General features: G+C 55.9%; 12 protein-coding genes and 1 pseudogene. 4 read left to right on the top strand and 9 right to left on the bottom strand.

Going from position 1 to position 16,288, the window contains the following annotated elements:
* Positions 1-179: 179 nt before the first annotated feature.
* Positions 180-458, bottom strand: a complete 279-nt coding sequence (locus IR141_RS04680; protein ID WP_135034504.1) for a hypothetical protein — start codon at positions 456-458, stop codon at positions 180-182.
* A gap of 44 nt (positions 459-502) precedes the next feature.
* Between IR141_RS04680 and IR141_RS04675 the strand changes: the two genes are divergently transcribed.
* Positions 503-1,744: an aromatic amino acid transporter gene (locus tag IR141_RS04675; protein ID WP_135034503.1), complete on the top strand. Its 1,242-nt coding sequence runs from the start codon at positions 503-505 to the stop codon at positions 1,742-1,744.
* 677 nt (positions 1,745-2,421) lie between these two features.
* Here the strand turns inward: IR141_RS04675 and IR141_RS04670 are convergent.
* The 4 genes from IR141_RS04670 to polA form a co-directional block, all read right to left on the bottom strand.
* Complete coding sequence (locus IR141_RS04670; RefSeq protein ID WP_135034502.1) at positions 2,422-3,276, bottom strand: bile acid:sodium symporter family protein; 855 nt, start codon at positions 3,274-3,276, stop codon at positions 2,422-2,424.
* A 456-nt stretch (positions 3,277-3,732) separates the two neighbouring features.
* Positions 3,733-4,569: a hypothetical protein gene (locus IR141_RS04665; RefSeq protein ID WP_135034501.1), complete on the bottom strand. Its 837-nt coding sequence runs from the start codon at positions 4,567-4,569 to the stop codon at positions 3,733-3,735.
* Entirely contained in the window at positions 4,536-4,970 is a 435-nt protein-coding gene (locus tag IR141_RS04660; RefSeq protein WP_135034500.1) for a hypothetical protein, read from the bottom strand. Before IR141_RS04660 ends, IR141_RS04665 begins: the two co-directional genes overlap by 34 nt.
* Positions 4,971-5,059: 89 nt before the next feature.
* A complete protein-coding gene (polA, locus tag IR141_RS04655) occupies positions 5,060-7,855 on the bottom strand; it encodes a DNA polymerase I (protein WP_135034499.1) in 2,796 nt (931 codons plus the stop codon).
* Positions 7,856-8,215: 360 nt separating this feature from the next.
* Here polA and IR141_RS04650 point away from each other — a divergent pair, with 360 nt between their 5' ends.
* Together IR141_RS04650 and IR141_RS04645 are read left to right on the top strand one after the other, a co-directional pair.
* Positions 8,216-8,788 (top strand): TMEM165/GDT1 family protein, encoded by a 573-nt coding sequence (locus tag IR141_RS04650; protein WP_135034498.1) that lies wholly within the window; start codon positions 8,216-8,218, stop codon positions 8,786-8,788.
* A 221-nt stretch (positions 8,789-9,009) separates the two neighbouring features.
* Entirely contained in the window at positions 9,010-9,639 is a 630-nt protein-coding gene (locus tag IR141_RS04645; RefSeq protein WP_228068162.1) for a hypothetical protein, read from the top strand.
* A gap of 252 nt (positions 9,640-9,891) precedes the next feature.
* Here IR141_RS04645 and mnmG read toward each other — a convergent pair whose 3' ends face one another.
* Positions 9,892-11,778, bottom strand: a complete 1,887-nt coding sequence (gene mnmG, locus IR141_RS04640) for a tRNA uridine-5-carboxymethylaminomethyl(34) synthesis enzyme MnmG (RefSeq protein WP_135034497.1) — start codon at positions 11,776-11,778, stop codon at positions 9,892-9,894.
* A 106-nt stretch (positions 11,779-11,884) separates the two neighbouring features.
* Complete coding sequence (locus IR141_RS04635) at positions 11,885-12,613, bottom strand: YebC/PmpR family DNA-binding transcriptional regulator (RefSeq protein WP_135034496.1); 729 nt, start codon at positions 12,611-12,613, stop codon at positions 11,885-11,887.
* Positions 12,614-12,872: 259 nt separating this feature from the next.
* On the opposite strand from IR141_RS04635, the gene hslO reads away from it, so the two are divergent.
* Positions 12,873-13,790, top strand: a complete 918-nt coding sequence (gene hslO / locus IR141_RS04630) for an Hsp33 family molecular chaperone HslO (RefSeq protein WP_135034495.1) — start codon at positions 12,873-12,875, stop codon at positions 13,788-13,790.
* Positions 13,791-14,041: 251 nt separating this feature from the next.
* On the opposite strand, the gene IR141_RS04625 is transcribed toward hslO, so the two are convergent.
* Complete coding sequence (locus IR141_RS04625; RefSeq protein ID WP_135034494.1) at positions 14,042-15,577, bottom strand: iron ABC transporter permease; 1,536 nt, start codon at positions 15,575-15,577, stop codon at positions 14,042-14,044.
* Positions 15,578-16,098: 521 nt separating this feature from the next.
* Positions 16,099-16,288: pseudogene (locus tag IR141_RS04620) on the bottom strand (IS1595 family transposase); the annotation flags it as partial.

The following is a 16,288-nucleotide window of genomic DNA, read 5'->3' as shown; positions in this document are numbered from 1 at the left end:
CCCTTTTGAATCAAGGCGCAGCAACGGAGATTAAGCGGCTCACGATAGCGGTGCCTGTAAAGGGAACCCTGCAACACCAAGCAAACAGTGGCTTTCGGCGATGGCAAAACCGGGCGGCAAAACTGCCCCGCTTGGATTTTCAGGCACAACGCCCGCACCGGATTTTTCCTGAACAATCATCAGTTTGTATATTTTTCAACACAGATTTGCCGCCGCCCTTGCAGGTACGCCGCATCAGTTTGCCGCTTTTTCAGACGGCGTATCCCCGGCTGGTTTTTTCGGAGGGCTTCCACCGCATCCGCCACCGCTGCAATGCTTTCAGACGGCCGCAGGCCTGATGGGCGCAGCCTGCCGAAACGGCCGCCCGTCTGCCCGATAAAACCGCTCAGGGTAAAAGCCGCTGCATCACAGCCCGCAGACCACCTCGCCCAGCCTGCGGTGATTGTTTGCCGCCGCATTTTTCTGCATAATTGAAAAATTCTGTAAACAGGAACATAAAACTATGTCTGCCAAACCCCCAACGCTGATAGGCGGCGCGCTGATTATCACCGGCACGGTGATCGGTGCAGGTATGTTTGCCAACCCCACGGCCACCGCCGGCATTTGGTTTGCCGGCTCGCTGGCGGTGCTGGTTTACACCTGGTTTTCCATGCTTGCCTCCGGCCTGATGCTGCTCGAAGTAAACACACACTATCCCCACGGTGCCAGCTTCGACACCATGGTGAAAGATTTGCTCGGCAAAAGCTGGAACACGGTCAATAATCTGGCTGTGGCGTTTGTGCTTTACCTGCTCACCTATGCCTATATTTTTGTGGGCGGCGACCTGACCACCAAAGGTTTGTCGCAGCTGGCGGGAGAAAGCGTGGGCGCGGCGGCGGGGCAACTGGTGTTTTTTGCCGCGCTGGCACTTTGCGTGTGGCTCTCCACGCGGCTGGTAGACAGAATCACCGGCATTTTAATCGGCGGCATGATATTAACGTTTTTCTGGGCAACGGGCGGTCTCTTGGGCGATGTGAAACTGCCGGTTTTATTCGACACTCAGGCCGCCGAAAACACGCGCTACTGGATTTATGCCGCCGCCGCGCTGCCGGTGTGCCTGGCCTCGTTCGGCTTTCACGGCAATGTGTCGAGCCTGCTGAAATATTTCAACGGCGATGCGCCCAAAGTGGCGCGTGCGCTCAAAGCAGGCACCCTGATTGCGCTGGCAGTGTATGTGCTGTGGCAGTTGGCGGTACACGGCAACCTGCCGCGTCATGCCTTTGCGCCGGTGATTGAAGCAGAAGGGCAGGTATCGGTGCTGATTGCGGAGCTTTCGCGCTTTACCGACACGGGCAGCATGGAAACCGCGCTGTCGTGGTTTGCCTATATGGCCATTGCCACTTCGTTTCTGGGCGTTACCCTCGGCCTGTTTGATTTTCTGGCCGATATGTTCAAATGGGGCGACAATGCCCCGGGGCGCGCCAAAACCGCCGCGCTCACCTTTCTGCCGCCGCTGGTCTGCTGCCTGCTTTACCCCACGGGCTTTGTAACCGTTATCGGCTATGTGGGGCTGGCCGCCACCGTGTGGACGGCGTTCACGCCCGCGCTGCTGCTGTGGCGCGCCCGCCGTAAGTTTCCCAAACCGGCAAGCTACCGCATCGGCGGCGGCAGGTTGCTGATTGCCTGGGTGCTGCTGTTTGGCGCAGCCAATATTGCCGCACAACTGCTGAGCCGTTTCGAGCTGGTTCCGGTGTTCCGGGGCTGACAATGCAGGCAGTTTGGCTTTTGCCTGTCTTACACGTTTCTGATAGCGGCTCCCTTTCATTTTCGCGGCACAAGGCAACAAACCGAAAACCATACAGACAATACAAACCGGCTCTGCTGCCGCTTGGGTGGCCGGCAAAACCGTTCTCTCGAACCCGGCGCAGTAATGCTGCAACGCAAATAAAGCGGGCTCACCCTATACGGTACGCCCGGCTCATATTCTTGCACTCTGATGCCTTTGCAAAAACACCTTAAGGCCGTCTGAAAAGCTTATTTGCCGTTATTCCCGTGCAGTCGGAAATAACGGCAAATCACTTGAATATTTTTAAATGATTTCGGCCTCTATAAATAAACGGCTGCATTTTCAGACGGCCGAAATATGCAGAACCACCATACCGCTCCACTACCCTTTCACCAGCCGGCAAAGCCCCAGATAGAACGCCGCAACAGAATAAACAGGTTCACCACATACGCCCCGACCCGCTTCCATTCTTGCAGCCCGATACCCGGATAAGCCCACCTTAGGCCGTCTGAAAGGCTTATCTACCGCATTACCGCCCAAGCAGAAATGTGGCAACAAACTTCTTGCGATGTTTTTAAATTTTGCAGATCCCGGCCTTGATAAAAACGGCTGCATTTTCAGACGGCCAAAGTATGCAGAAACACCATACCGCTCCGCTACCCTTTCACCAGCCGGCAAAGCCCCAGATAAGCCGTCAGAACCACATTCATCATCAGCGCATAGATCACCGCCGGCAGCGCAAACGCCTCATTGTTTAACACAAACGGGCTGCCGGCAACGGCAATCGCCTGCGCCGCATTCTGCATCCCCACCTCAATCACAATCGTGCGCCGCTGCCTGCCCGGCAGCCCCAACCCTGCCGCCAACAGCCCGCCCAGCCCCATCGCCGCCACAATCAACAGCGACACCATGCCCGCCAGCGCGGCAAAATGCTGCACGATAATCTGCCGGTTCGCCGCAAAAAACACCGCCGCCAACACCACCAACGCCGGAAACGCCGCCTTATCCAAACCCTTTTTCGCCTTTTGCGCGAAATCAGGCCGGGCATAGCGCACCACCATACCCAAAAGCAGCGGCAGCAGCACCAACACCACGTTCTGCACCAAAAGCTGCCCCACCGGCAACTTCACCGCCGCACCGCCCAACCCTGCCGCATCCAGCGCATACAGCAGCACCGGCGGAATGGTAAACACCGTGATAATGCTGCTTGCCACCGTAAGCACAATCGAAAGCGGCACATCGCCTTTGGCCAATGCCGTGAAAATATTCGATGACGAGCCGCCCGGCGAGCAGGCAATCAGCACCAGCCCCACCATCAGATAAGGCTCAGGCCGAAACAGCCACACCACCAGCCCGGCCAGCAGCGGCAACAGCACAATCTGCGCCGATACCCCCGCCAACACCGCCTTCGGCTGCCTCACCGGCACCGCAAAATCCGCAGGCTTGAACGACAAGCCCAAGCCGAACATCAGTAACAGCAAAACCGGCAACACAATAAAAACAGGGTTCATAACATTCCGCTTAAATTTAAAAACAGGATTTTTTCGGGATTTGCAATATGCAGAACCACAATTTTAGCATTGACCGAAACCGCAAAACGGCCACGGCCTTAAGGCTCCAATCCCTAAAAAAACTGCCTGAAAGCATTGCAGATATCCGTATTCCGCCACATCCGTCTCTGCCTCACTGTATCTCATAGCCAATCCACTTTATTTCCGTTACCGCGTTGCTGAGCCTCAGTTTAAAGAAAATTAAAGAGAACGGGTTTTGGTTTTGTCAGAAAGCCGTCTGAAAAACAGCTTTCAGACGGCCTGAGAGATTTGAATTTGATTAAAGTTTAAAAAAATATTGGTTTTTAACTATATTCGCCTTGCTTCTTCTGTGGAGTGCGTGCCATTTGTACGCACACACTATACAGACAGGCTAATTTTGCCATATGTACTGATGTTAGGCTATTTTCCAACTGTCTAATTTATACAAATATAGTTTTTTGATATAGGTTGGAGGAATTGAGAGTTTATTACTAAACACTTCTCAGACAGCTCGGATAATTTTTTATGTTCAGTTTCTTTTTTAGTTATGTTACTTACTTCAACAGGACAAAAAACTTTGGTGCTGCCTAAATTCCAAGCCATATAACCATAGAGTGCATTATTTCTATACTCAGCTATGGCACAGCGGTTGGGTGCCTCGAATATCTGTTTCAAACGTTGCAAATCTTTAGGCCCAATTCCACTACTCTCTTGAGAACCATCATTTTTTTGAAAGTTATTATGCAACAGATACCAGGAAGCATTTTGAGGCAGCTCGACAAATCTAACGACATTGAGAGTATATGCTAAAAAGTTATTGTGAAAAGGCACAAAAAACAAAGTGAATACAAATAAAAACAGCGTACAGCCGGTTGGAATCACGTAATGCTTATATTGCCGTACTTTCGTATGGTTGGTTGCAAAATTTGCAACCAACCATAGATTTAAAATTAATAACAACCCAACTGCACAGAGATAAAAAAGCTGAAAATTACTTTCAGGCATCCAGCTTATTAATAAAATAAAAATTAATAATGGGTAAAGTGCCATAAAAGCAGAGATAATAAAGAGAAGCGGTATAAATAAGAGACAAATTTTCCATTCCTTCCAAAAAGATTTAGAAATGGATTTTAAAAAATATAAGGGAATAACAATTGACAATATCATTGTTATAAATATCATATATTTTAAAAAAACCTTAGGGAAAGAATCGCTTATCCATATTGAAATAACAAATATTATATAAATACCAATGGCGGCACCAGCGACCAAAACAGTAATGGAGCTTTATACCATCGGCTTTTCATAAAATTCAATATTAATGCTGCTTCTTTAAAATCATCCCAAAAATTAAAGATAAAGCAAGGAGCCGCAAAACTGGTAAATACCAGCAATATAAATATTCCAAACACAAAAATAACAGCAGTTAAGCTTGACGGCTGGTTGATAATTTCAGCGAATATGCTGCGAAATCCTATGGTATTGAGATAAAGAAATGAAATAATGCCGCCCAATACCATTCCAAAAATCGTACTTAACGAAACTATTTGAACTATATCGGTCAGTATATTTTTATTCCCATCATAACAATAAATCTTAACTGATTTTCGGTTAAGGGCCACTTTCTTAGTTCTAAAAATATTTCTAGAAAGGTTTTTTCTCAGTTTTGCCATGGATTTCTCTTTGATATTAAGATGATTAATTTTTATATCAGTTGTTATGTATCTATAAAATTCTCCAGCTGCTCTTAGACAATCTCAAATCAATGCGCCTCTTCCCAATTCTCTCCCACGCCCACTTCGGCGGCCAGCGGCACGTTTAGCCGGCCGTCTGCCACGTCAGCCATGATTTCGGGCAGTTTCTGCTTCACCAATTCCAATTCCGCTTCGGGCACTTCTAGCACCAACTCATCGTGCACCTGCATAATCAGGCGGCTTTGCAGGCCGTCTGAAACGAGCCAGTTGCGCACGTTTATCATGGCGCGTTTGATGAGGTCGGAGGCGGTGCCCTGCATGGGGGCGTTGATGGCAGCGCGTTCGGCGCCGGCGCGCTGGTTGGCGTTGGCGGCGCGGATGTCGGGCAGGTAGAGGCGGCGGCCGAACAGGGTTTCTACATAGCCCTGCGCGGCGGCCTGCTCTTTGGTGCGCTGCATATAGTCGGCCACGCCGGGGTAGCGGGCGAAGTAGCGGTCGATAAAGTTTTTGGCAGAGAGATTATCGATGCCCAGCGATTTAGCCAGCCCGTATTGCCCCATGCCGTAGATCAGGCCGAAGTTGATGGTTTTGGCGTAGCGGCGCTGCTCGCTGCTGACGCTTTCGTGAGCCACACCGAACACTTCGGCGGCGGTGCGGCGGTGTACATCTTCGCCGTTTTGAAAGGCGGCCAGCAGGGTTTTGTCGCCGGAGAGGTGCGCCATGATGCGCAGTTCGATTTGCGAATAGTCGGCGGATACGATTACGCTGCCGGCGGGGACGGTGAAAGCGCGGCGCACGCGGCGGCCTTCGGCAGTGCGGATGGGAATGTTTTGCAGGTTGGGGTTGCTGCTGGCGAGCCGGCCGGTGATGGCAACGGCCTGGGCATAAGTGGTGTGTACGCGGCCGGTTTGCGGGTTAATCATTTCAGGCAGTTTGTCGGTGTAGGTGGATTTGAGTTTGGCCAGGCCGCGGTTTTGCAGAATGATTTTCGGCAGCGGGTAGTCGGGCGCGAGCTGTTCGAGTACGGCCTCGTTGGTGGAAATGCCGCCGGAAGCGGTTTTTTTCAGCCCTTTGGTGGGAATGCCCATGGTGTGAAACAGAATTTCCTGCAATTGTTTGGGCGAGTTGAGGTTGAAAGGCTGGCCGGCGATTTGGTAGGCCTGCTGCTCGAGCTGCAACAGTCCGCTGCCGAGTTCGCGGCTTTGGCGGGCGAGTTCGCCCGGGTCGATCAATACGCCGTTGCGCTCCATCTCAAACAACACCTGCGCCACCGGCAGCTCCATATTTTCATACATTTCAAGCTGTTCGGCATCCATGCGCGCTTTGAGCCAGCTTTCGATGCGCAGGGCGAAATCGGCATCTTGGGCGGCATATTCGGCGGCCTGCTCCAACGCCACATCGGCAAAAGAAATCTGCTTCGCGCCTTTGCCGCACAGCGATTCATAAGTGATGGTGGGCAAGCCGAGCCAGCGGGAGGCCAATTCATCGAGGCCGTGCCCCAAATGGCTTTCGAGAATATAAGAGGCGAGCATGGCATCGCCGGCAATGCCGTTCAAGGTAATGCCGTAGTTGGCGAAAATATGTTGGTCGTATTTAAGGTTTTGACCGGTTTTTTTGAGCGCGGCATTCTCCAAATGCGGTTTCAGACGGCCTAAAACATTATTTAAATCAAGTTGCTCTGGCGCAGCGGTGGGGCTGTGCCCGAGCGGGATATACACCGCATCGCCCGGCGCAAAAGCGATGCTGACGCCCACCAGCCGCGCATCCATCGGGTTGAGCGAGGTGGTTTCGGTGTCGATGCCGATGGCTTCGGCTTGGGATAATCTGTCCAGCAGGGCGGCGAACTGGGCTTCGGCGGTAACCGCTTGGTAATCCAACACGGCAGGCGCGGGGGCAGTTTGCGGCAAGCCGTCTGAAAGGTTTTCAGACGGCCTCTCAGCCGCCAACGCTGCCTGTCCGCCGATATGGGCGGTGTCCAACAAATCTCCGCTGCCTTCGTGCATACGCTCTTGGGCTTCTTTCAGCCAGCTGCGGAAATTCAGGCGTTTGAATTCCACCGCCAGCTGCGCCCATTGCGGCGGGCGGCGGCGCAGGCTTTCGAGGCCGTCTGAAAGCTCGGCGTGCAGATCGACATCGGTTTTGATGGTAACCAGCCGGTAAGACAAGGGCAGTTGCGGCAGCGCGGCTTGCAGGTTTTCGCCCACCTTGCCTTTGATTTCGCCCGCGTGCGCCATCACGTTTTCGAGCGTTCCGTATTGCTCCAGCCATTTCGCCGCCGTTTTCGGGCCGCATTTCTCCACCCCCGGCACGTTGTCCACCTTGTCGCCCATCAGCGCGAGATAGTCGGTGATTTGGCCCGGGTGCACACCGAATTTGGCTTTTACGCCGTCAATATCCAGCGTTTCGTTGCTCATGGTGTTCACCAGCGTAACGTGTCCGCCCACCAACTGCGCCATATCTTTATCACCGGTGGACACCACCACCTTCCAGCCCGCTGCTTCTCCCTGTTTGGCCAAGGTGCCGATAACATCATCGGCTTCCACATCGGGTACCACCAGCACCGGCCAGCCCATCAGCCGCACCATTTCCGGCAGCATTTCCGCCTGCGGGCGCAACTCATCGGGCATCGGCGGGCGGGTGGCTTTGTAGTCGGGAAACATTTGGTGGCGGAAGTTTTTTCCTTTAGCATCAAACACCACCGCGCAATAGTCGTGCGCATAATCGGCGCGCAGGCGGCGCAGCATATTGAGCACGCCGTAGAGCGCGCCGGTGGGCGTGCCGTCAGGTGCGGTTAAGGGGGCCATCGCGTGAAAAGCGCGGTAGAGATAGGAAGAACCATCAACGAGAAGCAGGGTTGGAATCATGATATTCAGGCCGTCTGAAAAATAGAAAAAACAGAGGGGATTATAAAGGAAAAGGCCGTCTGAAAGGTTTCAGACGGTCTGTAACCTTGCGGCAGGCAGGGTTTTTCAGCCTTGAGCCTCCGGGCAGGCCGCCTTATAATCCGCACTGCGCAAGCGCCTGCCGCCTGCGCCATCCCTTAAGGGAGTAGCCATCCGGCCCGTTCAGGCGGCCGGAACCGCTGTCAACACAATTGCCTTGCAGGCGTGGCAGCGGTATCTCCGCCCGCAACCGGAGACAGGCAAGACTTAAGGCACGCAAACCCCCGCGCGGGCGGTGTTTGCCGTGCTTTCGGTCTGCCCGCAACGGTTTGGGGTGTTTCAATGGAAGCCTTTTTCTCTTCTGCCCTAGGCGTGGCCATCGCCGAAATCGGCGATAAAACCCAACTGCTGGCCTTGTTTCTCGCCGCCCGTTTCGCCCGCAAAAACGCGATTGCGGCGGGCATTTTCACCGCAACCCTGCTCAACCATGCCGTTTCTGCCGTGTTCGGCGTGTGGCTGGCACAAACCGTGCCGCCCGAAGTGATGAAATGGATTGTCGGCCTGAGCTTTATTGCGGTCGGCCTGTGGCTGCTTTTGCCCGACCCTCCCGGCGGCCCCGACAACCGCTGGCTGAAATACGGCGCGTTCGGCGCCACTGCGGCGCTGTTTTTTCTGGCCGAAATCGGTGATAAAACGCAGATTGCCACCGTGCTTTTGGCTGCCCGATACCAAGAAATGTTCGGGGTGGTGGCAGGCAGCACACTCGGCCTGATGCTCGCCAGCCTGCCGGCGGTGTATCTGGGCGAAACACTGATGAAAAAAATCCCTCCCAAAGCCGTGCGCCTGTCTGCCTGCGCCCTTTTCTGCATTTTGGGCGCGGCAACCCTGGCCGGCGGCGGCATTTCCCTGCAATAAAGGCCGTCTGAACAATATTTTCCTGATGATTGCCGGTTGCGCCCTCAATTTTGCCCCCTGCCGAACACATAGTGTTGCCCTTCTCCGCCGAATGTTTCAGACGGCCCGTGCGCCTGATTGTGAAAACTTTACATCACTATAGAGGCGGATCAAACCGCTCAGAGCGGAATTGCCGCCGTTTGTTGGCCGCCAACCGGCCATAAAACACTTTTACAGACAATATGGTTATAATCCGCACCCTGCTGTTTCCGTATTCCATCACAACACATTACATGAAACCGTTTCTCTGCTGCATCGCCGCAGTTTTCACTGCATCGGCCGCCCTTCCCGCGCAGGCGGCAACCTATATCTGCAAAGACGGCGGCCGCGCCGTTTACTCCACCATACGGCTCAATGCCGGCTGCACACTCTCGCAGATGGACGGCACCGTAACCCTGCCCGCCGGCAGCATCGCGCTCCCCGGCCAATCCGAAAACGCTTGGGAATCCGAGCAGCCTGCCCACGACATCAAAATCGCGCCTTCCGCGCGCGACACCACCGTTACCAACACTGCCGAAGCCGCTTCGCCTTCGCTGCAGGTGAAAATCCGCAACAATAAAGCGAAAAAGCAGACGCCGCGCAAACCGATTGTGGTGCCGCACATTACAGCCGCCCCTGCCAAACAGCAGCTTTCGCGCCATCAGATTCTGCAAAACGAAATCCGCAACGAGCAAGCCGCACTGGTGCGCGCCAACGCCCAGTTGAGCATTGCCAAGAAAAAAGGCGACAAAGCCAAAACCTCACGCCTGCAGCAGGAAATCCGCGACCGCGAAGCCAGCATCCGCGCCATTCAGGCCGAGATGAAACGCTGATGCGCGGTTGGTTTGACAAACCGTCAGGCCGTCTGAAAACATTCAGACGGCCTGACGGTTGATAAAGGCTTGGAAACACAGCAGCACTGCCCTATTGCCGCAAACCACCTGCTCCGTTACAGTTCGGCTGCATCTTAAATGCCGGCCTGCAGCCTGCCTGATGCCTAACCTATGAATCCGCCACAGCCATCCGGTTCCGGTTTTCCCTGCCTGATGCCGGTTTCAACCGTTCGCTCCCCCCTTTCGGACTCCTTATTCTGCGTCTTTAAAACCGCGCTTCAAATGCACCATCAATAATGCCACCGCTGCGGGGGTTACGCCGGAAATGCGGCCGGCCTGCCCCACGGTTTCGGGGCGGTGCAGGTTGAGCTTCTGCTGCACTTCTGCCGAGAGGCCTTTCACTTTGCCGTAGTCGATATGTGCGGGCAGCCTGAGCTGCTCCAAATCTTTGCGGCTGCCGATTTCTTCGTTTTGGCGGTCGATATAGCCCTGGTATTTCACTTGGATTTCCACCTGCTCCGCTACATCGGCGGCCAGGTTTTCAGACGGCCGCGCGCCCGCCAGCGTCATCAGATCGGCGTAACCGATATTGGGGCGGCGCAGCAGATCGTGCAGGCTGGCCTCGCGCGACAGTGTTTGGCCGAACACGCGCAGCTGCTCGCTTTCGGGCAGTTTCTGCGGCGTGTACCATGTGTTTTTCAGCCGCTGGATTTCGCGCTCGAGCTGTTCGCGCTTTTCGTTAAACGCCCGCCACTGGGCTTCGCAAACCAGCCCGAGGCGGCGGCCGGTTTCCGTGAGCCGCATATCGGCATTGTCTTCGCGCAACTGCAGGCGGTATTCGGCGCGGCTGGTAAACATGCGGTAAGGCTCGTTTACGCCTTGGGTAATCAAATCGTCCACCAACACGCCCAAATAAGCCTGCCCGCGCTGCAGCAGCAGCGGCTCTTGTTCGCGCACATACTGCACGGCGTTTGCGCCGGCCAGCAGGCCTTGTGCCGCCGCTTCTTCGTAGCCGGTGGTGCCGTTGATCTGGCCGGCGAAAAACAGGCCGGCAACGGTTTTGGTTTCCAGGCTGGCTTTGAGGTTGCGCGGGTCGAAATAATCGTATTCGATGGCGTAGCCGGGGCGCAGGATATGGGCTTTTTCCAAGCCTTTCATGCTGCGCACCAGCGCCAGTTGGATGTCGAACGGCAGGCTGGTGGAGATGCCGTTGGGGTAGTATTCGTGAGTGGCGAGCCCTTCGGGCTCGAGAAAAATCTGGTGGCTTTCTTTATCGGCAAAGCGGTTGATTTTGTCTTCTATCGAGGGGCAGTAACGCGGCCCGGCGCCTTCGATTTTGCCGGTAAACATCGGGCTGCGGCTGAAACCCGAGCGGATAATCTCGTGGGTGTGCAGATTGGTGTGGGTAATCCAGCAGGAAACCTGGCGCGGATGCATGGCAGCGCTGCCGCGCACGGAAAACACCGGCACAGGCGTATCACCGGGCTGTTCGGCGAGTTGTGAGAAATCGATGGTGCGCCCGTCTATGCGCGGCGGCGTGCCGGTTTTCAGACGGCCCTGCGGCAGGCTAAGCTCTTTCAGACGGCCCGACAACCCCTGCGCGGCAGGGTCGCCGGCGCGGCCGCCGGCATAGTTTTGCAGGCCGATATGGATTTTGCCGGCCAGAAACGTGCCGGCGGTCAATACCACCGCGCGGGCTTTGAATTCCACGCCCATCTCGGTTTTCACGCCCGCTGCGCGGCTGCCCTCCAGCGTGATGTCTTCCACCGACTGTTGGAAAATTTCGAGATTCGGCTGGTTTTCGAGCATACCGCGTATGGCCGCTTTATAGAGAATGCGGTCGGCCTGCACGCGGGTGGCGCGCACCGCCGCGCCTTTGCTGGCGTTAAGGCGGCGGAACTGGATGCCGCTCTTATCGGCAGCCAGCGCCATTGCGCCGCCCAGCGCATCGACTTCGCGCACCAAATGGCCTTTGCCGATGCCGCCGACAGAGGGGTTGCACGACATTTGGCCGAGGGTTTCGATATTGTGGGTGAGCAGCAGGGTTTGCGCGCCCATGCGGGCGGCAGCCAGCGCGGCTTCGGTGCCGGCATGGCCGCCGCCGACCACGATTACATCGTAGGTTTTGGGGTAAATCATGATGTCGGATACGTTGAAAAAACAGTATGGTTATATGATGCGCTTTCAAGGCCGTCTGAACCTTTCAGACGGCCTTGTCTGTAAAAACAACGGCAGGCCTGCCCGCTTATTCGAAATTCAACACGGCAGAAGTGTAAACGTTTTGCACATCGTCCAAATCTTCGAGCGCATCGATGAGCTTCTGCATTTTATCGGCATCTTCGCCGCTCAGCTCGGTTTCGTTTTGCGCGCGCATGGTAACGTCGCCGTCTTCCGATTGGAATCCTGCCCCTTCGAGCGCGGCTTTCACGCCCGCCCAATCGTTGGGGGCGGTGATGACTTCGATGGAGCCGTCATCGTTGGTCACCACGTCTTGCGCACCGGCTTCCAGCGCAGCTTCCATCAGCGCATCTTCGTCTGTTTCCGGCGCAAACAGCAGATAGCCCTGATGCACGAAATTGAAGGCCACGCAGCCGTCTGTGCCGAGGTTGCCGCCGTTTTTGTTGAAAGCATGGCGCACATCGGCCACGGTACGGGTTTTGTTGTCGGTGAGGCAGTCCACCATCAGCGCGGCACCGCCGATACCGTAGCCCTCGTAGCGCAGCTCGGTGTATTCCACGCCTTCCAGATTGCCGGTGCCTTTGTCGATGGCGCGTTGGATGTTGTCTTTGGGCATATTGTTGCCGGTGGCCTTGTCCACCGCCAAGCGCAAGCGCGGGTTGGATGCAGGGTCGCCGCCGCCCATTCTGGCGGCAACGGTGATTTCTTTGATCAAGCGCGTGAAGATTTTGCCGCGTTTGGCATCCTGACGGCTTTTACGGTGTTGGATATTCGCCCATTTGCTGTGGCCGGCCATGATTTTCCTTTCAGTTTCTCAATTTTTGCAACCGGCCGGTGGCGGCCGGTTATTTTTAAAGGCCGCTATTTTAGCATAACCGTGAATCTGCATATTTCCGATAAGGCCGGGCAATGCCGTCCGATACGCAAAGTGCAGCACCCGCAGCAAAAACGTGCGGCTTCACCGGGCGGGGGCGCATGTTCGAACACCGGTCTTGATTTCAGACGGCCTGTAACCATATTGGGGCCATCTGAAAAACCGATCAGGAAACGTTTTCATGACAACCCTACCCTCTGCCGCAACTGCCCGCAGCGCCGATTGCCGCACCCGTTTTATTTTCGACAATATGGCCGTACGCGGCCAGCACGTGCGCCTGGAGGGCGTGTGGCGGCACATCGCCGGCCAGAAACGCTACCCTACCGCCATCCGCCGCGCCTTGGGCGAGCTGCTGGCTGCCGGTGCGCTGCTTTCGAGCAACCTGAAAACCGAAGGCACGCTGATTATGCAGGTGCAGGGGCAGGGCCGCCTGAAAATGCTGGTGGTGGAAGCCACATCTGCCGGCACCTGCCGCGCCACTGCCCGATGGGACACGCAGTCGGCCATAAACAATGATGAAAACCTGCACAGCCTGCTGGGCGGAAACGGCATTTTTGCGATTACCCTGCAACCGCAAGAGGGCGAACCGTGGCAGGGGGTGGTGCCGCTCGAGGGCGAGGGCATTGCGCAAATGCTGATGAACTATATGAAACGCTCGGAACAGCTCGACACCTACATCACGCTGGCCGCTTCCGATGAAGCCTGCGGCGGCCTGCTGGTGCAGCGTCTGCCCGAGTCCGCCCCCGATCCCGAATCTTGGGAACACGTTGGCACGCTCGTGCAAACCGTGAGCGCAAAAGAGCTGGTGCAGTTAGACGCGCACAGCCTGCTTTACCGCCTGTTCCACCAAACCCCGCCGCGCGTGTTTGATGCCGAGCCCATCGAATTTGCCTGCACCTGCTCGCGCGGCAAGGTCAGCGATATGCTGCTGATGCTGGGCGGCGAAGAAGTCGGCTCGGTTTTGGAAGAACAAGGCAGCGTGGAAATCGACTGCGATTTCTGCAGCGCCCGCTATGTGTTTGACGAAACCGACATCAGCGCGCTGTTCGGCACGGATCCTGCCGCCGCCGTGTGCAGCGGAGGGGCGCGGGTTCAATAATGCCAAAAACCGTTGGGGGTCGTCTGAAACAGCTTTCAGACGGCCTTTGCCTTTCAAGTCAACTTGTCGCCTGAGATCTTTGCAAAATCCCTTTCAGCATCTTAAAACCTCTGCGCCATGCTCGGGCTTGACCCGAGCATCTTTTCGTTTCAAAAGAAATATCAGATACCCGCGTCAAGCCCGGGTATGACGGAACATAAATCAATTCAGGATGAAAACGCATTTTGCCAAGTCCTCCGGCTGCGTGGTTTTCAGACGGCCTTCTCCTGTTTATCGGCGGCATCCAGCAATACAAACACCAGCAAAGCCGACAACATCAGCCCCGCCGTGAGTACCATCGCGCTGTCGTGGTTTTCTGCGCCCGCCGTACCGAGATAGCGGTAAATCAGGGTGGTGAGCGTTTGCCATTCGGGGCGCGACAGAAACAGAGTGGCGGCAAATTCGCCCACACAGGTGGCAGCGGCCAAAGCCAGCCCTCGCCTTAAAGCGGGCAGCAGCAGCGGAGCGGTAACGGTTAAGGCCGTCTGAAACGGCGTGGCGCCCAAGCTGCGGGCGGCGGCGGCATAACCGGCGGGCAGTGCGTCCCACGCAGCGAGCAGGTCTTTGGCGATAAAGGGATAGGCCAGCAGGGCATAAGCGGCCACCAACAGCGGCAGCGATGCCGTCCATTCGGGGTAAAGCAGCAGCAGCCCGAAGGCCACGCACACGGGCGACACCATAAACGGCAGAAACGTCAGCGTGCGCACCCATGCGGCGCGGCGGGCCAAAGCCGCGTGCAGCACGCCCAGCAGCAAGGCCGACAACATTGCGCCGAAAGTGAAGCGCAAAGTGTTCCACAACGCGTGCAGCGTGTCGGCCTGCCGCCACACCTGCCAGGCATCCCCTGCCTGCGCTGCCCGCCACCACACGGCCACCAGCGGCAGGGCGCAGCAGACGGCCAAAAGCAGCAGCGAACCTGCCAGCAGGGCTTTGGCAGCCGGCGTGCGCGGCGGAGAGGGCGGCAGCGGCCGGATGGTGCGGCCCGAAGCAGTCAGGCGGCTGAAACGCGCATACAGCACCCCCGCCAGCGCAGTAACCGCCAACACCAGCCACACCAACACCGAAGCCTGCGCCATATCGAGCTCATAGGCAATCAGTTGGTAGATTTCCACTTCTACCGTGGCATAACGGCTGCCGCCCAGCAGCAGTGCCAGCCCGAAACCCGAAAAACAATATAAAAACACCAAACACACGCCGCCTGCCAGCCACGGCTGCAACACGGGGCGTTCGACATGCCAAAAACGCTGCCATGTGTTTGCACCCAAAGTCTGCGCCGTGTACAGCCGCGCCGCAGGCACCTGCACCAACCCCTGATACGCCGCGCGCACCAGCACGGGCAGATTGAAAAATACATTGCCGTAAAGCAGCAGATAGGGCGTGTCTTCCCAGCCCGCCCACAACAGGCCGTGCGGGCCGAACAACGCCAGCACGCCCATGCCGGCCACCAGCGTAGGCATCACAAACGGCAGCATCAGCAGGCGCAGAATCCAAAGCCGCCCGCGAAACTCCAGCCGCGCCAAAACCCAAGCCGCCGACACCCCAGCCGGCAGCACCAACGCGCAGGTAGCCGCCGCCTGAAGCGTGGTCCAGCCGATACGCCACTGTATGTATCCGTCCTGCAGCACCTGCCATGCCGCCGCGCCGCCTTCATAAAACGCCAAGGCAAACAAAGGCGCAACCACCATCACGGCAAGAAAACCGAGCGGCAGCACAAGCAACAGAGCAGCAATAGGTTTAGACAAATTCATAGCAATAAAACGGAGTGGAAAACGTTGCGGCACGGTAAAGGAAAACAGCAGATTGCCCTTTGCAGAATCCGAAAACACCCAAAAAGGCCATTTTACGTTGGTAACTGCACCGCCGCAGCACATTTGCGCAAGCCGATGACAGCAGGCATGTTCAGACGGCCTGTTTCCATATACAGAACCTCTGCAAATTCACCATAATCACCGCGAAATATCTGTATCCCGTATCAAACGGACGGGTTGATTGGCGGGGCAACCACTGTTTTGCTGTTGGCGCGGGGGTAAAAAATCACCCACATTCAGCATGATTCCGCGCCGGCAACTGCAAAAGATAAAAATAATTTATCTGCCCGCCAGGAGAAACTGCCGATTTGGGCAATAGGCCGTCTGAAAAGCCCGCAACCGACCCTACCGATTCCGCCCTCGGAGTATTCCGCCCGACAAAAGCCCGTATCACATCACGGGTTCATTACGGCGGCACGGCCGATACGGCAGAAAAATTTAGGGGCTGAAGTAGATTAGCCCTAAACACCACACCAAAGCCGCAAAGTTTTTAACTGCTGCTTTGGTGTCCCGAAGTTAAAACGAAACTCACATTCTTTCAAGAACAGAGGAAAAGATTTTCGGTCGATTCCGTTGTATTTGCGCAAGACACGTTTCGCCTGATTCCAAAAATTCTCAATGCCGTTGATATGGTTGTGTCGGTCGGCAAAC

The sequence above is a fragment of the Neisseria sp. 19428wB4_WF04 genome (assembly GCF_015235335.1).
Classification (GTDB): Bacteria; Pseudomonadota; Gammaproteobacteria; order Burkholderiales; family Neisseriaceae; genus Neisseria; species Neisseria musculi.
This window is presented reverse-complemented; position numbering and strand designations above follow the sequence as displayed.

What these genes read in the sequence shown, in the direction of transcription:
- IR141_RS04680 (WP_135034504.1), bottom strand. Translation starts at nt 458, where the DNA reads ATGCGGCGGCAAACAATCACCGCAGGCTGGGCGAGGTGGTCTGCGGGC.
- IR141_RS04675 (WP_135034503.1), top strand. Translation starts at nt 503, where the DNA reads ATGTCTGCCAAACCCCCAACGCTGATAGGCGGCGCGCTGATTATCACC.
- IR141_RS04670 (WP_135034502.1), bottom strand. Translation starts at nt 3,276, where the DNA reads ATGAACCCTGTTTTTATTGTGTTGCCGGTTTTGCTGTTACTGATGTTC.
- IR141_RS04660 (WP_135034500.1), bottom strand. Translation starts at nt 4,970, where the DNA reads ATGGCAAAACTGAGAAAAAACCTTTCTAGAAATATTTTTAGAACTAAG.
- polA (WP_135034499.1), bottom strand. Translation starts at nt 7,855, where the DNA reads ATGATTCCAACCCTGCTTCTCGTTGATGGTTCTTCCTATCTCTACCGC.
- IR141_RS04650 (WP_135034498.1), top strand. Translation starts at nt 8,216, where the DNA reads ATGGAAGCCTTTTTCTCTTCTGCCCTAGGCGTGGCCATCGCCGAAATC.
- IR141_RS04645 (WP_228068162.1), top strand. Translation starts at nt 9,010, where the DNA reads ATGGTTATAATCCGCACCCTGCTGTTTCCGTATTCCATCACAACACAT.
- mnmG (WP_135034497.1), bottom strand. Translation starts at nt 11,778, where the DNA reads ATGATTTACCCCAAAACCTACGATGTAATCGTGGTCGGCGGCGGCCAT.
- IR141_RS04635 (WP_135034496.1), bottom strand. Translation starts at nt 12,613, where the DNA reads ATGGCCGGCCACAGCAAATGGGCGAATATCCAACACCGTAAAAGCCGT.
- hslO (WP_135034495.1), top strand. Translation starts at nt 12,873, where the DNA reads ATGACAACCCTACCCTCTGCCGCAACTGCCCGCAGCGCCGATTGCCGC.
- IR141_RS04625 (WP_135034494.1), bottom strand. Translation starts at nt 15,577, where the DNA reads ATGAATTTGTCTAAACCTATTGCTGCTCTGTTGCTTGTGCTGCCGCTC.